Origin of the sequence: Tenuifilum sp. (assembly GCF_037481895.1) — a bacterium.
Classification (GTDB): domain Bacteria; phylum Bacteroidota; class Bacteroidia; order Bacteroidales; family Tenuifilaceae; genus Tenuifilum; species Tenuifilum osseticum.
This window is the reverse complement of sequence record NZ_JBBFKU010000006.1, coordinates 84,044-106,711: the sequence shown is the minus strand read 5'-3', so window position 1 is coordinate 106,711 and position 22,668 is coordinate 84,044. Positions and strand designations below refer to the sequence as shown.

The following is a 22,668-nucleotide window of genomic DNA, read 5'->3' as shown; positions in this document are numbered from 1 at the left end:
CCAATATTTTATCTCAGCCTGTGACCCTCCCGCAACGCGGGATGCTCTGAACCAGCTGAGCTAAGCTCCCAATATTTTATCTCAGCCTGTGACCCTCCCGCAACGCGGGATGCTCTGAACCAGCTGAGCTAAGCTCCCAATATTTGGTCTTTTTATTGGTCATTCCCCGTTGGAAATGCGATGCAAAAGTATGCGAAAGTTTGAAATCTGCAAAATATTTTCGGAAAAAATTAAAGAAAAAATTTTTAAAATCTTTAATTCTATTGATAATCAGCAATCAAAAACTATACAACTTCAGCAACTACAAAAGTGCTTCCACCCACAAAAATTAAATCGTTTGGATTGGAGGCTTCCTTTGCTGCCGCTAATGCCAAAGCGACTTTTGAATATGAGTGACCGTATAGTTGATGTTCTTCCGCCCTCTTTTTTAATTCTTCGTGGTTTAATGCCCTTGGTATTGCAGCTTGGGTAAAGTAATAGGTTGCATTTTTAGGCAGTAGTGCCAACATTCCATCAATGTTCTTATCGGCGACTACGCCAATTACCATGTGCAAGTTATTGTGAGGAATGTGCCTGAGTTGCTTCACAACGTATTTAATACCATCCACATTGTGTCCTGTATCGCAATAGATGAGTGGATTCTCCGATAATTTTTGCCAACGTCCCATAAGCCCGGTAAGCGTTTGAACATTCCTTAAACCATCCATTAGCGCTTCGTTGGAAAGTAAAAACCCTTTACCGCTTAGTATTTCTAATGATTTTAGAACTCCAGGAATATTGTAACGCTGGTAATTGCCTAACAGGTCAATCTCAATTTTTATATCTCTGCCCTTTTCAGTTAGTTTTAATACCTGTAACCCCGTAGTATCTATGTACTGTTCGTAAACCTGAATTTCTTGATCAGCAAAATAGATAGGAGCATTCATTTCCTTTGCCTTTGCTATAAAGACGTTTTCAACCTCAGGTTGATACTTACTTACAACAACTGGTGTATCTGGTTTAATAATTCCTGCTTTCTCTGATGCAATTTTTGGTAATGTATCGCCAAGCAAGTCGGTGTGATCAAACCCAATATTTGTAATTACACTTAGAATGGGGTTAATAATATTTGTTGAATCGAGCCTACCTCCTAAACCCACCTCAATAACTGCAACATCAAGGTTCATTCGAGAGAAGTAATCAAATGCCAGCGCAACTGTCATTTCAAAAAATGACGGCATAATTTGATCAAAAAAATCCTTATGCTGTGAAATGAACTTAGCAACCTCATCTTCGGGAATCATTTCACCATTTACCCTTATTCGTTCTCTGAAATCCCTTAGGTGTGGGGAGGTGTATAACCCAACTCTATATCCAGCTTTTTGAAGAACGGCAGCCAGCATGTGCGATGTGCTTCCCTTTCCATTTGTCCCTGCAATATGTATTGTTTTAAATGTGCGATGTGGATGCCCAAAATACTCATCAAGTTTAAGGGTATTGCCTAGGTCAGCTTTGTATGCTGCTTTCCCAACCCTTTGAAACATAGGTAGATGTGAGTAGATGTAATCAAGCGCCTCGTTGTACGTCATTTTACTTGGTTTTGGGTGCAAGTTTAGTGATTTTCTCGCTCAAAACTTATTAGCTCTCGGTTAACAAATATTTAGGGTGATAATGATTGTTTTGATTGAGCTTTTCTTATATTTAGATGAATTTTTAAATCGCAAAACTATGGCAAAGAGTAAAGTGAATAAGATTTTCGTGATTGATACTAATGTCATTCTTCACGACTTTCAGTGTTTGTATAAATTTCAGGACAATGATATTGTTATTCCAATAGTAGTACTTGAGGAACTTGACAAGTTTAAGAAGGGGAACGAAATGATTAATTATCATGCCCGGGAGTTTGTTAGGGAGTTAGATAAAATTGCCGGCGATAAGCTTTTTAACGGGGGCTTGCCTTTAGGGAAAAATCTAGGGAAACTCAGAATTGAAACCGGTAAGCCAATGCCCCCTGAAATGAAAGAATCATTTGCTGAGTTCACGCCTGATAATAGGATTTTAGCCATTACCATTCATTTGGTTAAGCATAATCCTGATCGTCCGGTTATACTTGTTACTAAGGATATCAACCTTAGAATGAAAGCCAAATCGTTGGGCATTGTTGCACAGGATTACCTTAACGATAAGGTTGAGGATATTGATAGCTTGAAGAAAGAGATTGAGCTTATTGAAAAGGTTGATGATGCATTAATTCAAAAGCTTTACAATTCCGAGGAGAAACTTTTAGCAAAGGATTTAAAGTTAAAGCCTTACGCTAATCAGTACTATATTTTAAAAGGGAACAAATCGAGTGCACTTGCTCATTACGATAAGGCAACCGATACCCTTGATCGTGTTGAAAAGGTTAGAGCTTATGGTATTGATCCCAGAAATGCGGAGCAAACGTTTGCCCTGGATGCACTCTTGAGGCCCGAGATTCAGCTAGTTGCGCTTACCGGAAAAGCAGGGACAGGCAAAACCCTACTTGCGCTAGCGGCGGCATTACAACAGGAAGAGCAGTTCGATCAAATTCTACTTGCCAGACCAATTGTTGCGCTTTCCAATAAAGATATTGGCTTTTTACCGGGTGATGTTGATGAAAAAATTGGGCCATACATGCAGCCCCTATTCGACAACCTAGGTGTTATAAAAAATAGGTTTAAGCCAACAAGCAAAGATTACATGCATATTGAAGAGATGCAACGTGCCGATAAGCTTGTAATTACACCATTGGCATATATAAGGGGACGAAGCCTTTCAAATGTTTTCTTCATTGTTGACGAGGCTCAAAATCTCACGCCACACGAGATTAAAACAATCATTACCCGGGCAGGTGAAGGTACTAAGTTTGTATTTACAGGCGATATACATCAAATTGACCACCCTTACCTCGATATGAAATCGAATGGGTTAACCTATTTAAGCGATAGAATGCATGGCCAGGAGATATTTGCCCATATTAATCTTGTAAAGGGCGAACGTAGTTACTTGGCCGAGCTGGCTAGCGATTTGCTTTAACTTAAACCGGTTTATAAATGGCAAAAACGTTGCTCATACTCCGTCATGCCAAATCCTCCTGGGCCGAGGCCGATAAAGCAGATAAGGATAGGGCATTAAAAGCCAAAGGTATAAGCGACATTGTTAACACCGCGAGGGCTATTGCACCCAAGGTGCAAGGGTTAGATCTGATTATTACCAGTTCTGCTAACCGTGCGGTGCATACAGCAATACTTTTTGCCGAAACCATTGGGTTTCCGCATGATAAAATCCGGATAGAGCCAATGGTTTACCAGGCCGATGAAAGAGAGTTGGTGGAGATGATTAAATCATTACCCGATGAATACAAAAGTGTAATGGTGGTAGGGCATAATCCAACACTTACCTATTTGGTAAACACTTTTGTAGCCAATCGCATTCATGAACTACCAACATCGGGACTTGTTGGGGTTAAGTTTGACATTAACAGGTGGATAGAACTTTCTACTGAAAAGGTTTGTTCTGTTTTTCAGAGCTTTGATTGGTAGTTTAACAATTTCTTAACATCAGTGTTTAACCTGTAATCGGTTAATCAATTAATATTGCCCGAAATACTAGATTTGAATGGCACCAAAAAAAATTCCTCTTGTTAACCGTGAGCTAAGCTGGTTGGCATTTAATGGCAGAGTGTTGCAGGAAGCCGCAAATCCATCAGTCCCGTTAATTGAACGTATTCGTTTTCTTGGAATTTTTTCGAACAACCTCGATGAGTTTTTCCGTGTGAGGGTTGCCACCCTACGCCGTTTATTGGTAGTTGAAAAGGGGGCAAAAAAGATTATGGGCGATAATCCCCGTAAAATTCTCGAAAAGATCCAACGGATAGTCATTGACTATCAGAAAAAGTTTGACAATACATTTCAGGAAATTATTGATGAGCTAAGAAAGGAGAATATCTATCTCATTAACGAAACACAACTGTCAGCTGGGCAAATTGATTACCTTAACAGCTATTTCGACGATTACATCTCGGAATTTGTGGCACCGGTAATTTTAAAGCGGAACAATAAATTCCCTGAACTGGTCGATCAATCCATTTACCTAGCGGTTAAGCTTACTAACAGTCAAAAACCCAATACAAAGGAGTTTGCACTCATCGAAATTCCTTCGAGGTTTGTAAAGCGTTTTATACAGTTACCGAACGAAGGCGATAAAAGTTATATTATCCTCCTCGACGATGTAATCAGGCTTTGCCTATCCAAGGTATTCAAGATACTTCCTTTTGATACTTTTGAAGCATACACAGTAAAAATTACCCGCGACGCAGAGCTTGACGTGGATAACGATATTTCTGAGAGCCTTTTGGAGAAGATATCAAAGGGAGTTAAGAATAGGAAACGTGGCGAACCGGTAAGGCTTGTTTACGATGAGAAAATTCCTACTGACTTACTAAAGTTCATTGTGAAAGGACTTAATTTGGACGAGGATGATTATGTTATTCCGGGAGGTCGGTATCACAACTTCAAGGATTTTATCCGATTCCCCAGCCTGGGACGAAACCACCTTATAAATTTACCGCTTGAGCCCGTTAGTGTCAAGGAATTAGATGAGGCTGTTCGTATTATGGATGTTATGTCCGATCACGATTTCATGCTTCATTATCCTTTCCATAGCTTCCAGTATTACATTCGCTTGTTACGTGAGGCAGCCCTCGATCCTGCCGTTAAATCAATTCATATTACCCTTTACAGGGTTGCCACTGAATCGCGTGTTGTGCATGCATTAATCAATGCTGCTCAAAACGGTAAAAAAGTTACAGCCATAGTTGAGTTGCGCGCCCGTTTCGATGAGAATGCTAATATATATTGGTCTAAGCAAATGCAAGAGGCCGGCGTTCAGGTGATATTTGGGGTGCCCGGTTTAAAGGTGCATAGTAAAATGACACTTATTACCCGTCAGGAAAAAAACAAGGAACGTAAATATGCAGTGGTGAGCACCGGTAATTTTCATGAGGGGAACGCAAACATCTATACTGATGTTAACCTTTTTACTGCCGATTCAAGAATAACCTCTGAAATACTTAAGGTTTTTACTTTTCTTGAAACAAATTACAAGACATTTTCATACAAGCATTTGCTAGTTGCTCCATTCAACATGCGTAGGCGCTTATACTCATTAATTGATACTGAAATTGAGAATGCTGCCAAAGGACTCCCTGCCTACCTTATTGGAAAAATAAATAACCTGGTTGACGAGGAGATGATAAAGAAACTATACCAGGCGAGTAAGGCAGGTGTAAAGATTAAACTTGTGGTAAGGGGAACATGTGCACTTGTGCCAGGCGTAAAGGGCATTAGCGAAAATATTGAGGTATATGGGATTGTCGATAGGTTTTTGGAGCACTCTCGCATTTTCATATTTGCTAATGGGGGTAGTGAAGTATGCTATATTTCATCGGCCGACTGGATGACCCGTAACCTTGACTACCGCATTGAAGTGGCAACCCCTATTTACAGTAAACCCCTAATTGAGGAGATGAAAACGGTGGTTAACTATGCGCTTCGCGATAATGTGAAAGCCCGTTTGGTTAACCAAGGCGGTTGCAATGAGTTTAAGCCATGTAAAGAGGGAGAACCCGAGTTTCGTTCACAACTGGAACTTTATAGTTATTATCATAATATTGAAAGGCACAAGAACGGAGAGGTAAAATGAAGATACTAAAGTTTGCCGCAATTGACATAGGTTCAAACGCAGCCCGATTGCTACTTACAAACGTGGTGGAGGATGGAGAAACTGTAGTTTTTAGCAAGTCCTCGCTGGTGCGAGTTCCTATCAGGTTAGGCGAGGATGCTTTTTCTATTGGTTATATCAGTGAACATAGAGCTCAGAAACTGCTCAAAACCATGATTGCTTTCAAAAACCTGATGGAAGCGCAGGATGTGGTTGCCTATAGGGCATGTGCCACATCGGCAATGCGCTCGAGCAGCAATGCGCCTGAACTTGTTAGTATGGTTAAGCAGCATGCAAACATTAACATAGAGATTATTGATGGATCACGCGAAGCCGAAATAATTTACGCTAATGGTATTGCAGAGATGCTTGACCATGATAGACCTTATATATATGTTGATGTGGGTGGTGGTAGCACTGAAATTACTGTTTTTGAAAAAGGTGAAATCAAGGCATCAAACTCTTTTAATATTGGAACTATTCGCATTCTTAAGGGAATGATTGGAAAGCCCGATTTTGATCAGGTACGCGACTGGATTAAAAGCATAGTAAAAAAGAAGAACCAACCAAAAATTATTGGGTCAGGTGGAAATATCAATAAGCTTTACAAACTTGCACGTAAGCCAATAGGGGAGCCTTTATATCACAAGGAAGTGAAAAATCTATACGATTCTTTGGACAGTTACTCTGTTGACGATAGGATTAAGTTACTTGGCTTAAACCCTGACCGTGCAGATGTTATTATACCGGCAACCAAAATATTTCTCAAGGTGATGAAATGGTCTGGTGCAAAGGAGGTGATAGTTCCTACAATTGGTATTTCCGACGGTATTATTCGTACGCTTTACGCTGATTATAAGCAGAGTCTTGCGTTGCAACAATAGCACCATCTGTTACAATCTAATATTCATTTGGTGTAAACCTTAATGGTTTTCATTTGTTACCTTTGCAAAAATTTTTTACAATGAACCAGGGGAGAAAGCGTGTTGCATTCTACACGCTGGGGTGCAAGTTGAATTTTTCAGAATCATCTACCATTGCCCGTCAGTTTGCCGATATGGGCTACGAGCGTGTTTCGCCCGATTCGGAGGCCGACGTTTATGTAATTAATACCTGTTCAGTAACCGAGCATGCCGATAAGAAATGCCGTCAGGCAATCCGGAAGTTCACAACCAAATCGCCCAACGCTATGGTTGCAGTGGTGGGTTGCTATGCTCAGCTCAAGCCCGATGAAATTGCACAAATAGATGGGGTTGACATTGTGCTTGGAGCAGCTGATAAGTTCAACCTCCCTCATCTGATTGGGAATGATGCTAAAAAGACAAATGTAAAAGTTTATAGCTGCGATATCGATTCGGTAAGTGATTTTTTCCCGGCATACTCAACTGGCGATAGAACACGATCGTTCCTGAAAGTACAGGATGGTTGCGATTACCATTGCAGCTACTGCACAATACCCCTTGCGCGAGGGAAAAGCCGCAATATGCCCATTAGTCAAATAGTGGAGCAGGCCAAAGCTATAGCCAGTCAGAATGTTAAAGAGATTATTCTTACAGGTGTCAATACAGGCGATTTTGGCAAGTCCACTGGCGAAACATTCCTGGAGCTCATCCAACAGCTCGATAGGGTAGAGGGAATTGAGCGCTTCCGAATTTCGTCCATTGAGCCAAATCTTATTACCCCTGAAATTGTCGATTTTGTGGCAAAATCGGCTAAGTTCCTTCCCCACTTCCATATACCGCTTCAATCGGGTTCAAATAGGATACTTGCGCTTATGCGCAGGCGCTACCGCCGCGAACTTTTTGCTGAACGCATTGAACTGATCCGAAGTCGAATGCCCGATACCTTTTTCGGTGTAGATGTAATCGTTGGCTTTCCAGGCGAAACCGACGACGATTTTAGCGATGCATTCCGTTTTATTGAGCAGGTGAAACCATCATTCTTACATATTTTCCCTTATTCAGAACGTCCAAATACCCCTGCCACCGAATTTGAAGGTAAGGTAAGTCCAAAGGTGGTTAAGCAAAGGGTAACACTTTTAGCCGAGCTATCCGATAGGTTACATAAGGAATTTTTCCTGAAACATATTGGTCAAATCCGTCCTGTCCTTGTGGAATCGTCACGTAAAGGCGATTACATGTTCGGTTTTACCGATAACTATATTAAAGTAAGTATTCCTTTCGATAAAGGGCATGCAGGCAAAGTTGTAAAAGTGCGGTTAGAAAAGTTTACCCCCGATGGGTTTGTTGAAGGTTTAGTGATTTAGTGTTGCCAATCCGTTTGGAATAAAAGCAAAGAGCCGGAGTATCTCCGGCTCAAATTTTTAAAGAAACAAGTATTGGGTTAAAGATCGAAATTACCGGAGTATGAATCAACATACGATGGGGCAACAGTTAGTCCCCTAGCCGATGCCCAGCTTTTCATTTGTGTGCAAGCGTAGCTGCAATCAGGCTCAAGGTAAATGTAACCCTTATAGTCAAAGCCATACATCTGGTAGTAGGTAAATACTCCGTTCTTCATGGTAGCATCTCCATCGTAGGAGTATGTAGTGGTGCTTGAAGCCACAGCAACAACTCTACCAGTAGCATTAAGGGCGGTTTTCATTGCACCTATTTGGCAAGCATCAAAGCAGAACATCATCTTGGTGCTCTTGGCTGTTGAGAATTTTGTTTTGAACCATGAGCTGCTTATGTAGTAAAGGTCAGTGGTAACAATATTACCGCTACTGCCGTGACCTGAGTAGCAAAATGCAATTTCAGTACCTGCAGCAGCCTTGCTAACCAAACTGTTAATTGCCGATTGAATATTGGCTGAGGTTGCATTGCGATCAAGAAGAATGGTAACTGAGTATCCTTCCTTTACAAGCCTGTTTTTCCAGTCGGTTGCGTCATCGTCGCAGTATTGAAGGTCATACTGAGTTCCAGAGTAATCGGAAATACCAATAACCAAGGCATACTTTGCACCTTTAGGGGTGTTTTCATCAACTTTAACAAGATCAGCATCCTTCTCGGTTAGGGTGAACTGCTCAATAATGTCCTGTGGACGTGTGTCGAGCGTAGCAAAATCGGGGCGAACTGTCCATTGACTTTCATTGGGTTTCTGAACCAATTCGTCATCTTCCTTTGAACAGCTTACAGCAATTGCTGAAGCAAAAATTGCCAAAACGGCAAATCTTAAAATTTTGTTTCTCATAGGTTTTGGTTTAGTTGGTTTGTTATTTTTTTAAAGGCAAAGGCAAGTTAAACCTTGTTTTACCTGAAGTCAATTAAAGTCGACAAAAAGCTGATATTGAAGCATATAAAGCAAACAACAACCAACCAACAACCTATTCTTATGTTTTTTAGTGGAATAACCAGAAAATTACTCAAGTGCAAATTTTACTTTTGTAGAAAAGCCCTAATTGGCGCTTACTAAAATATGTCTTTACTGTTGTTGTAATAAAATCTTAGTTCTTGTACCGGCTGTTCACTCCATTCAGCCCTACTAATCGCCAATACCTTACCCCTTGCGATTTGTAGTAAACAAGAATATTGTAAGCGTTTTCAGTTTCAAAAAAATTCGCCTCAATGCGGTTAAAGTCAGCTGTAACCAAAACTTGGGAAACAAAAACATACTTGTAGTTATAAAAGCCTTGTTTTAAAAGCAATCGGGTTTCGTAGCAGTTGCATTCCGGATTAAATTTCAATTTGAAATTTGGGTTAAGCTCCCAACCGCTTAGCTCGCCAAATATATAGATATCGCCATCGAACTGAACGTCGTTGCTGAGGGTGAAATATACCCATGTGTAATCGGCCTCAACTTGGCTTTCTGCAACATCATCGCATTTAACTATGAATTTACCGTTAATATCAGCGCTTTCGCTATAACGGTAGGTTTTTACTCTTTTATCGGGCGAAAGTATGGTATGGTAAACACCATCGTATTGTTGTATGCCTTGTATTTCGGCAACCTGATAATGAAACGATTTTAGGTTTAGCTGCCTGAACTCATTCCCCCCTTCAAATATGGGTGATGTTGGGGTGTGGTAAATCAACATATGGCCATCGCTGAAATGTGGAGTTTTAAAAGTCAGCAGGTTGTAGGGTTGGTTGTTTTGGTTTAAAAGAACAACCACATCGTTATTAGGGTCAACCTTTCCAAGTAGAGCAGTATTAACCGTTAGTTCCATTTGCTGGTGGGTGCTTTGAATACTTGGTTCAATGGGTTGACGAATAAGGGCATCAACTTTAACCAGTGGCTCATACACCCTAAACTGTTGTTGAAGAACAATTTCGCTCCTATTGCTTTGCCTAACAACTTGCACGATGTAATTTCCCGAAAGCTTAAGCTTAAGGTTACTATTCGGTATTGTAAGGGTATAGTGCCTATATTGCACCAACGTTCCGGAAGAATACCGATAATCGTTAATGGGGTTAAAGTCAAAACCATCGGCATACTCTATGAACACCATATTTGTAGGGTTCCAGCTATAGTCGCAATGAATTACGGTGTATTCGTATTGCTCCGTTTCATCTGATAAGTCGTCGAATTCCAAAGTTATAGTTTCGTCGGTATTCAACTCTATTATTGGTTGAGTTAGCTCAAAACCGGTTTTGTAGGCTTTAACCGATTTTATGTTTGTTTTCCATTGGTTCGATAATTTTTCAGGTTTTCCAAAAACATTTTCAGCCACTTCTCTGTTATTTGAGTAACAAAGCAGAGGGGTTAATATGGATATGATAAAAATAGATATATTAATATCTATATATCTGGTAAATTTGATATACATCAATAAATATTTTTGTTAACGTGTTATCAAAGATACTACATTTGTGGCTGAGTTTTTTTAAACAGGAGTTCAAAATTCCTTAAATTTGTTTTAGCAAAACATTAAAATAATGTCTAAGCCAATTAAAATCAAACGTGGATTGAATATCCCGTTAAAGGGTTCAGCTGAGAAGGTGCTGGTTCGCCTCGATAAGGCTGAAACTTACGGGGTTAAGCCAACCGACTTTCCCGGGCTTGTGCCCAAGCTCAATGTTGCGGTTGGCGATAAAGTCAGGGCGGGTTCGCCATTGTTTCACGACAAGTATAGGCCTAACATAGTATTTTCAACGCCTGTTAGCGGTGAAGTGGTTGATGTTAGGCGTGGTGAACGCAGGGTTATACTGGAGGTAGTTGTAAAGGCCGATAGTGGCGAGGTGGTTTATGAGGACTTTGGTCCTGCATCGCCCGAAACGCTTACCCGCGATGAGGTTATTGCAAAGTTGCTCAAAGCAGGGGCTTGGCCCTACATTAGGCAAAGGCCTTTTGGCATTATTGCCAATCCTGCTGATTCCCCTAAATCAATTTTCATTTCTGGCTTTGATACCTCACCGCTTGCTCCCGATTTAGATTTTGCAGTTCAGGGTGAGGAGGAGAGCTTTCAGACAGGCGTGGATGTGCTTCGTAAGCTAACCACCGGGAAGGTTCACTTGGGGTTAAGTTCCGATTTTCCACCCGCAAAAGCTTTTGCCAATGCAAAAGGAGTGGAGTTCCACTATTTTACTGGGCCTCATCCTACTGGTAATGTTGGTGTTCAAATTCACCATATCGACCCAATAAATAAAGGAGAGGTAGTATGGGTAGTAAATCCTCTGGATGTTATTATTATTGGACGCCTTTTCCTTAAAGGTATCTACGATGCAACCAAGGTAATTGCTCTGGCTGGCTCCGAGGTTATAAAACCCCGATACTATAAGTTGATTTCCGGCGCAAGCATTGAGAGTATTATTAAGGATAATGTTAGTACACAGGCTCAAGTTCGTATCATAAGTGGAAATGTGCTTACCGGTACGCGTGTCGATAAATTGGGATACTTAGGTTTTTATGATAACATGGTAACCGTTATTCCTGAAGGGAATAAGTATGAGTTTTTCGGATGGATTGCTCCGGGAGTCAATAAGCATAGCGCTTCACGTACCTTTTTATCGAAATTAATTCCGGGCAAGAGGTTTACCCTCGATACCAATATGCATGGTGGTCATAGGGCAATGGTGGTTACCGGCCAGTATGAGAAGGTTATGCCAATGGATATTTACCCAATGCATCTAGTTAAAGCCATTCTGGCTAATGATATCGATAGGATGGAGCAACTTGGGATTTACGAAGTTGTTGAGGAAGATATGGCGCTTTGCGAGTATGTATGCCCTTCAAAAACTGAGGTGCAGGCTATTCTACGCAAGGGCATTGAAATCATGATTAAAGAGTTAAGCTAACAATAATATCATTGTAATGAAAGCGTTACGAAATTACCTGGATAAGATTAAGCCGCACTTCCAGAAAGGTGGGAGGTTTGAGATGTTTCACTCAACCTTTGATGCGTTTGAAACTTTTCTGTTTGTGCCCAATACGGTTACTACCAAGGGAAGCCATATACGCGATTCGCTGGACTTGAAACGCACTATGTCCATTGTGATTATCGCATTAATGCCTGCCATGCTTTTTGGAATGTGGAATGTTGGTTACCAGCATGCTCTTTCCATTGGTGCAAGCTGGAGTTTTTTAGAGACATTCTGGTATGGTTTTCTTAAAGTTTTACCATTAATTGTGGTAAGCTATGGTGTGGGACTTTCCATTGAGTTTGCATTTGCCCAGTCCAGAGGCCATGAGGTTAATGAGGGATTTTTAGTTAGCGGCTTGCTTATCCCGCTAATCATGCCTGTTGACGTTCCTCTCTGGATGCTTGCCATTGCGGTTGCTTTTGCAGTAATAATTGGTAAGGAGGTTTTCGGGGGAACAGGTTACAACGTATTCAACCCGGCTTTACTGGCAAGGGCGTTCCTTTTCTTTGCCTACCCTTCGCACATGTCGGGCGATAAGGTTTGGATTGCCGGGCTGACTCAGGGGCAAGGAGTAGTGGATGGTTTTTCAGGCGCCACCCCTCTTGCCAAAGCAGCAGCCTACCAAATTGACCAGTTGCCTTCAGTATACGATATGTTCATGGGCTTTATTCCTGGCTCAGTTGGTGAAACATCTACTTTAGCAATTCTTATTGGTGCTGTCATACTTATAGTAACAGGAATTGGCAGTTGGAAAATCATGGTTTCGGTATTTGGAGGTGGCTTGGCAGCAGGTTTACTTTTTAATGCCTTTGCAGTTAACCCCTACATGGAGATTCCAGCATGGCAGCACCTAGTTATGGGAGGCTTTGCATTTGGTGCTGTTTTTATGGCTACCGACCCTGTGAGCGCATCGCAAACCGAGAAGGGTAAGTGGATATATGGATTTCTGGTAGGTTTTCTGGCCCTGCTTGTCAGAGTGCTTAACCCCGCTTATCCGGAAGGTATGATGCTTGCCATCCTGCTAATGAATGCATTTGCTCCACTAATTGATTACTACGTGGTTGAAGCCAACATTCGCCGAAGAATGAAACGCGCCAAAAAGGTTGCTAACGTCTAAACTTTGAAAAGCTATGAGTTTACTGGATAAGATAAAAAGCATGGACCGAAACAGCAATGCCTATACAATTATGTATTCTTCGGTAATGGTTATTGTTGTAGCCATGCTGCTGGCTATTGCCTCAACGGCTTTAAAACCGGCACAAACCAAGAATATTGAAACGGAAAAGAAAATCGATATACTTCGCTCAATAGGCAAGGCCGATGGGGTTGAACAAGCCGCCAACAAGCATGCATTTGTTTCTGAAAACTTCAATAAGTATATCCCTGAGCAGGTTGTTGTTAACTCAAAAGGCGACACCATAACCGGTGTAGTTGCATTTAATGTAGATTTGAAGGTTGAAATGTCCAAGCCCATTGAGCAGCGAAACCTTCCGGTTTACAAGGCTAAACTCGATGATGGTAGCACAAAGTATATCATTCCCCTTCGTGGACGTGGCCTATGGGGGCCTATTTGGGGCTATATCGCTTTAAACGATGATTTGAATACCATTTACGGTGCCACTTTTGCCCATCAGGGCGAAACGCCAGGATTAGGCGCTGAAATCTCCACTCCCGAGTTTCAGGAGCAATTCAAGGGAAAATCAATTTTTCAGGGCGACTACATTTTAACCTTTACTTCCGTAAAGGTGGTAAAAGGTGGTGCCGCACCCAACGATCCCCATGGGGTTGATGCCATTTCGGGTGGTACCATTACCAGCAAAGGGCTCGAAAATATGCTTTTCGATTGCCTAACTGCCTACCAAAGCTATTTTCAAAAAGTAAAAAACAGTATTAGCCATGAGTGAAGTTAAGGAAAGGGAACCATGGTTCTCCCCAAAGAACATTAAGCTGCTTACCGAGCCAATTGACTCTAAAAACCCAGTGACTGTTTTAGTATTGGGTATTTGTTCAGCCTTGGCTGTTACCGTAAAGCTTAAGCCTGCCATTGTGATGGCCATTTCCGTTACAGTAGTAACCGCTTTCTCAAACCTGATAATTTCTTTAATCCGGAATTCAATTCCTAACCGTATCCGTATTATTGTGCAGCTGGTTGTTATTGCCGCGCTGGTAATTCTGGTCGATCAAATACTGAAAGCTTATGTTTACGATGTAAGCAAACAGCTATCGGTTTTTGTAGGGTTAATTATAACAAACTGCATAATCATGGGACGTCTAGAGGCTTTTGCACTAGGTAATAAGCCCTGGCCATCGTTTCTCGATGGAATTGGTAATGGATTAGGTTATGGTTTAATCCTGGTTATTGTAGCTTTTTTCCGTGAGCTACTTGGCTCAGGAACCATTTTTAACTATAGGGTTATACCCATTGATTGGTATATCAAAAACGGAGGTTTTTATGAGAATAACGGTATGATGATTCTACCTCCGATGGCGCTGATTACTGTTGGTATCATAATTTGGGTACAACGTAGCAGGAACCGGAAACTTATTGAGGATTAACCACAAAAAATTGACCTAAGGTATGGAACATCTAATCAACATATTTGTCAAGTCCATATTTGTCGATAATATGGTTTTTGCTTACTTTCTAGGTATGTGCTCGTACCTGGCCGTATCAAAAACAGTAAAGACGTCAATGGGGCTTGGCATTGCGGTAATATTCGTGATGGCTATTACTGTTCCCGTAAACTATTTAATGAACAAGTATTTACTACTACCGGGTGCCTTAAGCTGGCTTGATCCCGGTTTTGCAAATTTAGATCTAAGCTTCCTCTCGTTTATAATGTTCATAGCTGTTATAGCATCCATGGTGCAACTGGTTGAGATGGTGGTAGAGAAGTTTTCGCCATCGTTATACAACTCCCTTGGAATATTTTTACCCCTTATTGCGGTAAACTGTGCAATACTGGGAGGCTCATTATTCATGCAGGAACGTGAATACGAAACCCTTGCAGAGGCTACTGTTTTTGGAGTTGGATCAGGAATAGGTTGGGCTCTAGCAATTGTTAGCATTGCTGCAATCCGCGAAAAACTCAAGTATTCCGATATCCCTAAACCATTACGCGGGTTAGGTATTGCATTCATTCTTACAGGTTTAATGGGCATTGCGTTCATGACCTTTATGGGCATCAAGTTGTAAAAACTGTAAAAACTATTTAACCATGATATTACTTTCAGGGAACGGAACCATTATAATTTCAGCAATTGCAGTATTCCTGCTAATTATTTTGTTGCTGGTAGCGGTTCTGCTATACGCTAAAGCAAAACTTACCCCCCAGGGTAGGGTGAAGTTGATAATTAATGAGGAGAAGACTCTTGAAGTAGATCCAGGGGGAACAATTCTTTCAACCCTATCAAATAACGGAGTTTTTCTTCCATCGGCATGTGGTGGAGGCGGAACTTGTGGCATGTGTAAGTGCAGGGTTTTGGAAGGTGGTGGCAGTATTTTACCAACCGAGGTGGGATTTTTTACCCGTAAGCAGCAGAACGATCACTGGCGACTGGGTTGTCAGGTAAAAATTAGAGAGAACATAAAAATTGAGGTGCCCGAAGAGGTTTTAGGTATTAAGAAATGGGAGTGTGAAGTGGTATCGAACCACAACGTGGCAACTTTTATTAAGGAGTTTGTGGTTAAGCTACCCGAGGGTGAAAAGTTACATTTCCGTTCCGGTGGCTATATACAGATTGATGTGCCTAAGGTTGAGGTAGATTTTGCTAGGGATATCGATGTTGAACCTGAATACCGCGACGAGTGGGATAGGTACAAGATGTGGGATTTGAAGATGAAGAATACCGAGGAAACATTCCGCGCATACTCCATGGCAAACCACCCAGCGGAGGACAATATAATCATGCTTAACGTTCGTATTGCTACTCCGCCCTGGGATAGGGAGAAAAATGCTTTTATGAACGTAAACCCCGGAGTTTGTTCAAGTTTCATTTTTTCGCGTAAACCCGGCGATAAGGTCATGATTTCAGGACCCTATGGCGAGTTCTTCATAAAGGACACCCAGAATGAGATGATGTTTATTGGTGGTGGTGCTGGAATGGCTCCCATGCGCTCGCATATATTTGATCAATTCCTAACCAAACGTACTACCCGGAAGGCTACTTTCTGGTATGGAGCCCGTTCAAAACGAGAAATTTTCTACGAGGAGCACTTCCGTAAAATTGAGCAGGAATTTCCTAACTTCAAATTCACCATTGCCCTTTCAGAACCCAAACCAGAGGATAACTGGACAGGCTATGTAGGATTTATCCATCAGGTTATATACGATAATTACCTTTCAAAACACGATGCTCCTGAGGACATTGAGTACTACCTCTGTGGTCCGCCAGCCATGAACGATGCCGTTCAAAAAATGTTGTTCGATTTAGGCGTACCTGAAGAGATGATTGCTTTTGACGATTTTGGTGGATAAAACATTGTTTAACTAAACTTAATATTCCTTTAACCCGCATTAGCTAATGCGGGTTTTATCTTTGCAGTGTTATTTGAAACAGAAAAGAGTTAGTTTTCTCATAGGCTTTTGGTTTTTGAGTTAGGTTTAGGTTTGGTTTTAGGTTAAAGGTAACAAAATGGGGCTGTAAAGCCCCTTTTGTTTTTATATTGATATTTAGTTTTTACTCAAGGGCGGATAGGGTGGAGTGGAAGCTAATTTTTCATCCACAATATCTGATAGTAGAATACTTAGCTCATTAATAGTTTTTTTGTCTTCAATTATCTCTATAACTTCTTCCTTATTTAGAAAATTAAGAATAAAAAAGGAATCAAAGTCGATGTTTAATCTCAAATACTGATAGAATCTTTGGTTTTCAAGTTCAAAGCCCATTGATTTTGCGTACTTCTTCAATCTTTTTTCCAATTCTTCTTTTGTAAGTTTAGCCATGCCTTTTTGTATTTCAAAACAGAATCTAATTTAATTGATAATTCTGATACTTGCAAGTTGGATTATCATATACTCCCTGATTTCATTTGAAAATTGAGGGGTAACAGTGCATAATTCCTAAGCACTGAATCAAAAGCATGTTGGTTATATACATAAAAAAAGCGCCTAAAGGCGCTGTTAAAATAAAAACCAAATAAAAAAGATTATGGTTTAGTATCATTTAACTGCTACTCATCGTTGCTATTCAGCAAGCCGATATAGTATAGCAGGGTGGCAAGTGAACCAAGTGCTGCTACAACGTAAGTAAGCGCAGCCCATTTAAGGGCATCGCGGGCATACAGAGCGCCCTCGCCATAGGTTAATCCCGATGAGTTGAGCCACGCAAGCGCCCTGCGCGAGGCATCCATTTCAACTGGTAGGGTAATAATGCTGAAAAGGGTTGTTAAACCGAGCATAATTACTCCTATAAGTAAGATACTAGGCATGGTTTGGAGCAGAATAACACCTGCCAGTAAGACCCATTGAACCCAACGCGAGGCTACGCTCACGACAGGAACCAAAGCCGAACGCATCTGCAGGAAAGCATAGCTCTGGGCATGCTGAATGGCGTGCCCGCATTCGTGAGCTGCCACAGCTGCAGCAGCAATGCTGCGTCCGTGGTATACATCGGGGCTGAGGTTTACGGTTTTATTTGCCGGATTGTAGTGGTCGGTTAGCTCACCATCTACCGATATTACTTTTACATCGTAAATACCATGGTTGTGGAGCATAAGCTCGGCCACCTCCTTTCCGCTAAGTCCCCGGGGTAAGGCTATGCGCGAGTAACGCGCAAACTTCGACCTAAGCTGCATGGAAACCATGAAGCTTAGCACGAAAAAGATTATCATTATCAGGTAGATTCCCATAACGAGTTTATTTATTGTTTCTTTTCACGTATCAGCTAGTTAAGACAAATTGCTTACACGTTTCGATTCACGTAGTAGGCGTTAGCCTGAGCCACTGGTGTTACCTCTAAATCGTTAATGCAAACATGGGGTGGGCGAGTTAGCACAAAGTGAATGGCATCGGCAATATCCTCGGCAAATAGCGGGGTTAGTCCAACATAGGTGTTTTTGGCTTTCTCGCTATCGCCCTTAAAGCGAACAATGGAGAACTCGGTTTCCAGTAATCCGGGGCGAATTTCGGTAACCTTGATATTATGCTTTAGCATATCCTGCCGCATACCCTGCGAGAGTGCATGCATGGCATGCTTGGTGGCACAGTAAACGTTTCCGTTCTCGTAAACCTGTGTTCCAGCAATCGAACCAATATTTACAATGTGGCCTTTCCCCCGTTCAATCATCATGGGGGCAACCTTTCGGGTGATGTAAAGCACTCCTTTGATATTAGTGTCAATCATTCGTTCCCAGTCATCAATAACTCCGTCCTGTATGTGGTTTAGTCCAACTGCCAAGCCTGCATTGTTTACCAGAACATCAATTTTTCGCCAGCGCTCAGGGAGTGAATCAATGGCACTGTTAACCTCATCCAGGTTACGGATATCAAAGTTCAGGATATGAACATCTTTCTTATACTTTACTTCAATCTCTTTTTTTAGCTCTTCAAGCCTTTCAAGTCTTCTGCCAGTAATGATAAGGTTAAACTCATCCATGGCCAACCTGAGGGCAGTAGCTCGTCCAATACCGGAGGTAGCACCAGTTATCAATGCAATTCTCATAATATCAATAGTATAGGTGTGTTAGTAAGCGTTTCATGTTAACTCAAAATTAGAATATAAGTCAGTAATTACACAATGGCTTAAGGTTTTTTAAAACTTTTTTGGTAAAACATCGATAATGAATGTTTAACTGCTATTTTTTCGATTTCAGCTTATGTTACTTGAGTTAATGTTCGTATTTTTGGCAGGAAATTTATAAAGTAGAAAAATTAGAAAGTTATGCCAAACCGAACAGTTACCGTTGAAACCGCCCGCGAGCTAGGGCTTCTTCCTGAAGAGTTTGAGATGATTAAGAACTACCTGGGACGCACCCCAAACTACACTGAGTTAAGTATATACTCGGTAATGTGGTCGGAACACGCATCGTATAAGAATTCCATTAAGTGGCTAAAAACATTACCCCGTAAAGGTTCAGCTATACTGGCAGAGGCCGGAACGGAGAATGCGGGTTTGGTTGATATTGGCAATGGTTTGGCATGTGCATTTAAGATTGAATCGCACAACCACCCTTGTGCTGTTGAACCCTACCAGGGTGCTGCTACAGGAGTTGGAGGTATTAATCGCGATATTTTCACCATGGGCGCACGCCCGGTGGCCCAGCTAAACTCATTACGATTTGGCAACCTTAAGCTCGATAGAACCCGCTGGTTAATTAAGGGAGTGGTTAAGGGTATTGGCGATTATGGCAATGCCTTTGGAATTCCTGTGTTGGCAGGCGAAGTTTTCTTCGACGATTCATTCAACATGAATCCTCTGGTAAATGCCATGTCGGTGGGGTTGGTTGAGAAGGATAAGGTAGTTTCGGCTGTATCAAAGGGTAAGGGTAATCCGGTTTACATTGTTGGTTCAGCCACCGGAAAGGATGGTATTCATGGTGCGACATTCGCATCGGCCGATATAACCGAGGATTCAGCCGAGGATATCCCTTCAATTCAGGTAGGCGACCCCTTTCAGGAAAAAATCTTGCTGGAAGCAACCCAGGAGGTGATCAGGACTGGTGCACTGATTGGTATGCAGGATATGGGTGCTGCCGGTATCATTTGTTCCACCTCGGAAATGTCCGAAAAAGGTGGACATGGCATGCGAATCGATTTGGATAAGGTTCCTTTAAGGCAGAAGAACATGGAGGCCTGGGAAATCTTGCTGTCCGAATCGCAGGAGCGAATGCTCATGGTGGTTCAGAAGGGTCGAGAGGCCGATGTTGAGGCTGTACTTAATAAGTGGGATATTAGCTACGCCATTATTGGTGAGGTTACCGAGGGCGATACCCTAGAGTTTTACTACCATGGAGAACTGGTTGCCAAGGTTCCCGCTTCATCGCTGGTACTTGGGGGGGGCGCTCCCGTTTACGATAGGGAATACCGTGAACCAGTTTACTACAAGGAGTATAAAAAGTTCGATATCAATAAAGTTCCTGAACCTGCCGACCTGATTGATGTAGCCCGTTTTCTGGTTGCTCACCCCAATATTGCATCGAAACGTTGGGTATATGAGCAGTACGACACCATGATTGGCACTGGGAATATGACTACCAACTTCCCCTCCGATGCGGGTGTATACAACCTGAAGGGCACCAATAAGGCGCTTGTGATGACTGTTGACTGCAATTCGCGTTACGTTAAGGCCGACCCCATGGTTGGAACCATGATTGCAGTATCCGAGGCAGCCCGTAACATCTCCTGCACTGGTGCTAAACCCTTGGCTGTTACTAACTGCCTCAACTTTGGTAACCCATATAACCCTGAAGTTTACTGGCAGTTTGTACAGGCAGTTAAGGGGATGGGTACTGCTTGTGAAAAGTTCGACACCCCTGTTACCGGCGGTAATGTTAGTTTTTACAACCAAGCATCAATTGGAGGCAAGGAGGAGGCAGTTTTCCCCACACCAACCATTGGTATGATTGGTTTACTTGAAAATAAGAATCACCATACAACGCTGGCTTTCAAGGAGAAGGGTCATATGATTTATTTGATTGGAAAGTCAGTAAACGATATCGCTTCGTCCGAATACCTTTACAGCTACCACGGTGTCAAGCAGTCGCCTGCGCCTTACTTTAACCTTGAGGAGGAGTATGAGGTTCAACGTGCGGTTCGCGAGCTTATTGCACGTAACCTGATTCAATCGGCACACGATGTTTCCGATGGAGGACTATTCATTGCGCTTCTTGAAAGTGCCATGCCTCGCAACTTAGGTTTCGATATCACTACCGATGCCGAAATTCGTACCGATGCCTTCCTGTTTGGTGAGGCCCAAGGGCGAATTGTGGTTTCGGTATCGCCATCGCGCGAAACCCAGTTTATTGACTTTATGGTAGCAAGCAAGGTGCCTTTCTCAACCCTTGGTCATGTTACCAAGTCGGAAATTAGAGTCGATGATGTTTCGTTTGGCTTTGTAGCCGATTTAAAGAAAATTTACGACTCCTCGCTTGAGCAGCTGATAAATGGGTAAAAGTCCAAATACTGTTGTTGATAAACGAACCAGTAGCGTTGCGGCAATGTTTAATAGCATTGCGCCAAGCTACGATTTTCTTAACCATCTGCTTAGCCTTGGCATTGATAAGTTTTGGAGGCGACGGCTTGTAAAAAGGCTGCTACTTAACAATCCTGGGGAGGTTTTGGATGTGGCAACCGGAACTGCCGATCTTGCATTTGTAATGGCTAAAAAATCCCCTACTGTTAAGATAGTTGGTATCGATATCTCTGAATCGATGCTTGCCATTGGAATGGTGAAGGTGAAAAAATGGAAGTTTCTGGAGCGCATTACCCTTAAAAAGGCCTCGGCGCTCTGTATTCCCTCACCCGATAACCATTTCGATGCTGCCATGGTTGCATTTGGTGTGCGAAATTTTGAGGATTTAGCCCAAGGACTAAAGGAGATTTGTCGTGTGCTTAAACCCGGCGGCGAACTGGGTGTTTTAGAGTTCTCCATGCCCCGCCACTGGCCGTTTAATGCTTTATATCGATTTTACTTTCTAAAATTCTTACCGTGGGTTGGTGGCAAGGTGTCGGGCAACCGACAGGCATATACCTATCTCCCTGAATCGGTGCTTTCATTCCCTCAGGGTGAAGCTTTTGCCCAGATAATTAAGTTAGCGGGTTTTAACGATGTGGAAATCAGGGTTCAAACCTTTGGTATTGCCACCCTTTATATTGCGAAAAAGAAAAATCAATAATATTTTTGACTGGTTACCGTTTAATCAGAGTCGTTACTAAAACTGTGAATCGCACTTGAAACGTTTTTTTGCATTACTATTACTTTGTTTTTTGGTAGTTGGCAACTCATTTGGTCAATTCAAACGGCCCACATTGCTAAACGACCCCGACTATGACGTAGGGAAACCGCTCAGGTTTGGTTTCTCTATTGGCGTTAATGTAATGGATTTTGATGCAGTTAACCGAACCGCTCAGTTCAATGCCGATGGCTCAAAGTACTTTGCAGAGGTAACCCATATTTCGGCAGGTCTTAACGTAAATGCCATTGGCGACCTCCGTATTGCCCGCGATATTCATCTACGTTTTCTGCCTGGATACTCTTTTGGCCAGCGCGATGTAAATTTTTTTAAGGTTGATGCCGACAGTAGCGTTTCGCTGGCTACAACCATGAAGATGGAGTCGAACTTCATCGATTTGCCTGTTGGAATTAAGTTCTTATCGGAGCGCAACAGTAATGTCCGCCCCTACTTGTACCTGGGAACTGACGTTAGAATTGATTTAGCCGCATACAAGCGCCTCAAGGTTGAAAAGGGCGTTCTGTTAAGGCTACAAAAGTTCGACTACTACTATGAGGTTGGCTTTGGTGTCGATTTCTTTCTCCAATACTTTAAGTTTTCGGCAGAGATTAAGTGGTCGGCCGGCTTGCTTAATATGTTATCGAGCGATTATGTTGATGAAGGAAAGATTTACCACGATGCCCTGGGAAGTTTAAGATCGAAGTTCCTGATTGTTTCATTCCACTTTGAGTAGGTTTAAACCTTTTCGTCCTT

Annotated in this window: 20 protein-coding genes; 14 read left to right on the top strand and 6 right to left on the bottom strand. The window is 42.0% G+C overall.

Going from position 1 to position 22,668, the window contains the following annotated elements; genetic code table 11:
* Positions 1–284: 284 nt before the first annotated feature.
* Entirely contained in the window at positions 285–1,568 is a 1,284-nt protein-coding gene (locus WHS63_RS03180) for a bifunctional folylpolyglutamate synthase/dihydrofolate synthase (protein WP_445203855.1), read from the bottom strand.
* Positions 1,569–1,707: 139 nt separating this feature from the next.
* Here WHS63_RS03180 and WHS63_RS03175 point away from each other — a divergent pair, with 139 nt between their 5' ends.
* The 5 genes from WHS63_RS03175 (at position 1,708) to mtaB (ending at position 7,987) form a co-directional block, all read left to right on the top strand.
* Complete coding sequence (locus WHS63_RS03175; protein ID WP_445203854.1) at positions 1,708–3,036, top strand: PhoH family protein; 1,329 nt, start codon at positions 1,708–1,710, stop codon at positions 3,034–3,036.
* 17 nt (positions 3,037–3,053) lie between these two features.
* Positions 3,054–3,542, top strand: coding sequence for a SixA phosphatase family protein (locus WHS63_RS03170; protein ID WP_445203853.1), 489 nt, complete (start codon positions 3,054–3,056; stop codon positions 3,540–3,542).
* 76 nt (positions 3,543–3,618) lie between these two features.
* Positions 3,619–5,703 (top strand): RNA degradosome polyphosphate kinase, encoded by a 2,085-nt coding sequence (locus tag WHS63_RS03165; protein ID WP_445203852.1) that lies wholly within the window; start codon positions 3,619–3,621, stop codon positions 5,701–5,703.
* Positions 5,700–6,605 carry a Ppx/GppA phosphatase family protein gene (locus WHS63_RS03160; protein ID WP_445203851.1) on the top strand — a complete coding sequence of 302 codons (906 nt, stop codon included), beginning with the start codon at positions 5,700–5,702 and terminating at the stop codon, positions 6,603–6,605. Before WHS63_RS03165 ends, WHS63_RS03160 begins: the two co-directional genes overlap by 4 nt.
* A gap of 80 nt (positions 6,606–6,685) precedes the next feature.
* Positions 6,686–7,987, top strand: a complete 1,302-nt coding sequence (gene mtaB, locus WHS63_RS03155; RefSeq protein ID WP_445203850.1) for a tRNA (N(6)-L-threonylcarbamoyladenosine(37)-C(2))-methylthiotransferase MtaB — start codon at positions 6,686–6,688, stop codon at positions 7,985–7,987.
* Positions 7,988–8,064: 77 nt separating this feature from the next.
* On the opposite strand, the gene WHS63_RS03150 is transcribed toward mtaB, so the two are convergent.
* Both WHS63_RS03150 and WHS63_RS03145 read right to left on the bottom strand, forming a co-directional pair.
* On the bottom strand, positions 8,065–8,913 hold the full coding sequence (locus WHS63_RS03150; RefSeq protein WP_445203849.1) for a caspase family protein: 849 nt from the start codon (positions 8,911–8,913) through the stop codon (positions 8,065–8,067).
* Positions 8,914–9,166: 253 nt separating this feature from the next.
* Positions 9,167–10,393: a type IX secretion system plug protein gene (locus tag WHS63_RS03145; RefSeq protein WP_445203848.1), complete on the bottom strand. Its 1,227-nt coding sequence runs from the start codon at positions 10,391–10,393 to the stop codon at positions 9,167–9,169.
* Between the two features lie 205 nt (positions 10,394–10,598).
* Between WHS63_RS03145 and WHS63_RS03140 the strand changes: the two genes are divergently transcribed.
* From WHS63_RS03140 to nqrF, 6 genes are read left to right on the top strand one after another with little or no spacing between them, the layout of a single operon-like run.
* Complete coding sequence (locus WHS63_RS03140) at positions 10,599–11,957, top strand: Na(+)-translocating NADH-quinone reductase subunit A (RefSeq protein WP_445203847.1); 1,359 nt, start codon at positions 10,599–10,601, stop codon at positions 11,955–11,957.
* A gap of 16 nt (positions 11,958–11,973) precedes the next feature.
* The gene (locus WHS63_RS03135; protein ID WP_445203846.1) at positions 11,974–13,140 is read left to right on the top strand and encodes an NADH:ubiquinone reductase (Na(+)-transporting) subunit B; all 1,167 of its coding nucleotides are present in this window, start codon (positions 11,974–11,976) and stop codon (positions 13,138–13,140) included.
* 13 nt (positions 13,141–13,153) lie between these two features.
* Positions 13,154–13,927, top strand: a complete 774-nt coding sequence (nqrC, locus tag WHS63_RS03130) for an NADH:ubiquinone reductase (Na(+)-transporting) subunit C (protein ID WP_445203845.1) — start codon at positions 13,154–13,156, stop codon at positions 13,925–13,927.
* A complete protein-coding gene (locus tag WHS63_RS03125) occupies positions 13,920–14,579 on the top strand; it encodes an NADH:ubiquinone reductase (Na(+)-transporting) subunit D (RefSeq protein WP_445203844.1) in 660 nt (219 codons plus the stop codon). The genes nqrC and WHS63_RS03125 overlap by 8 nt, the downstream gene beginning before the upstream one ends.
* Before the next feature lie 22 nt (positions 14,580–14,601).
* On the top strand, positions 14,602–15,219 hold the full coding sequence (gene nqrE / locus WHS63_RS03120) for an NADH:ubiquinone reductase (Na(+)-transporting) subunit E (RefSeq protein WP_445201095.1): 618 nt from the start codon (positions 14,602–14,604) through the stop codon (positions 15,217–15,219).
* 22 nt (positions 15,220–15,241) lie between these two features.
* On the top strand, positions 15,242–16,501 hold the full coding sequence (gene nqrF / locus WHS63_RS03115) for an NADH:ubiquinone reductase (Na(+)-transporting) subunit F (RefSeq protein ID WP_445203843.1): 1,260 nt from the start codon (positions 15,242–15,244) through the stop codon (positions 16,499–16,501).
* A gap of 195 nt (positions 16,502–16,696) precedes the next feature.
* Here the strand turns inward: nqrF and WHS63_RS03110 are convergent, their stop codons facing one another.
* From WHS63_RS03110 to WHS63_RS03100, 3 genes are all read right to left on the bottom strand, one after another.
* The gene (locus tag WHS63_RS03110; RefSeq protein WP_445203842.1) at positions 16,697–16,969 is read right to left on the bottom strand and encodes a hypothetical protein; all 273 of its coding nucleotides are present in this window, start codon (positions 16,967–16,969) and stop codon (positions 16,697–16,699) included.
* A 227-nt stretch (positions 16,970–17,196) separates the two neighbouring features.
* Positions 17,197–17,874 carry a zinc metallopeptidase gene (locus WHS63_RS03105; protein ID WP_369489613.1) on the bottom strand — a complete coding sequence of 226 codons (678 nt, stop codon included), beginning with the start codon at positions 17,872–17,874 and terminating at the stop codon, positions 17,197–17,199.
* A 53-nt stretch (positions 17,875–17,927) separates the two neighbouring features.
* A complete protein-coding gene (locus WHS63_RS03100; protein WP_445201066.1) occupies positions 17,928–18,689 on the bottom strand; it encodes an SDR family NAD(P)-dependent oxidoreductase in 762 nt (253 codons plus the stop codon).
* A 216-nt stretch (positions 18,690–18,905) separates the two neighbouring features.
* Here WHS63_RS03100 and purL point away from each other — a divergent pair, with 216 nt between their 5' ends.
* The 3 genes from purL to porT are packed head-to-tail and all read left to right on the top strand — an operon-like array spanning position 18,906 to position 22,648.
* Positions 18,906–21,134 carry a phosphoribosylformylglycinamidine synthase subunit PurL gene (gene purL, locus WHS63_RS03095; protein ID WP_445203841.1) on the top strand — a complete coding sequence of 743 codons (2,229 nt, stop codon included), beginning with the start codon at positions 18,906–18,908 and terminating at the stop codon, positions 21,132–21,134.
* A complete protein-coding gene (gene ubiE, locus WHS63_RS03090) occupies positions 21,127–21,858 on the top strand; it encodes a bifunctional demethylmenaquinone methyltransferase/2-methoxy-6-polyprenyl-1,4-benzoquinol methylase UbiE (protein ID WP_445203840.1) in 732 nt (243 codons plus the stop codon). Before purL ends, ubiE begins: the two co-directional genes overlap by 8 nt.
* Before the next feature lie 55 nt (positions 21,859–21,913).
* A complete protein-coding gene (gene porT / locus WHS63_RS03085) occupies positions 21,914–22,648 on the top strand; it encodes a type IX secretion/gliding motility protein PorT/SprT (protein ID WP_445203839.1) in 735 nt (244 codons plus the stop codon).
* Positions 22,649–22,668: the final 20 nt, after the last annotated feature.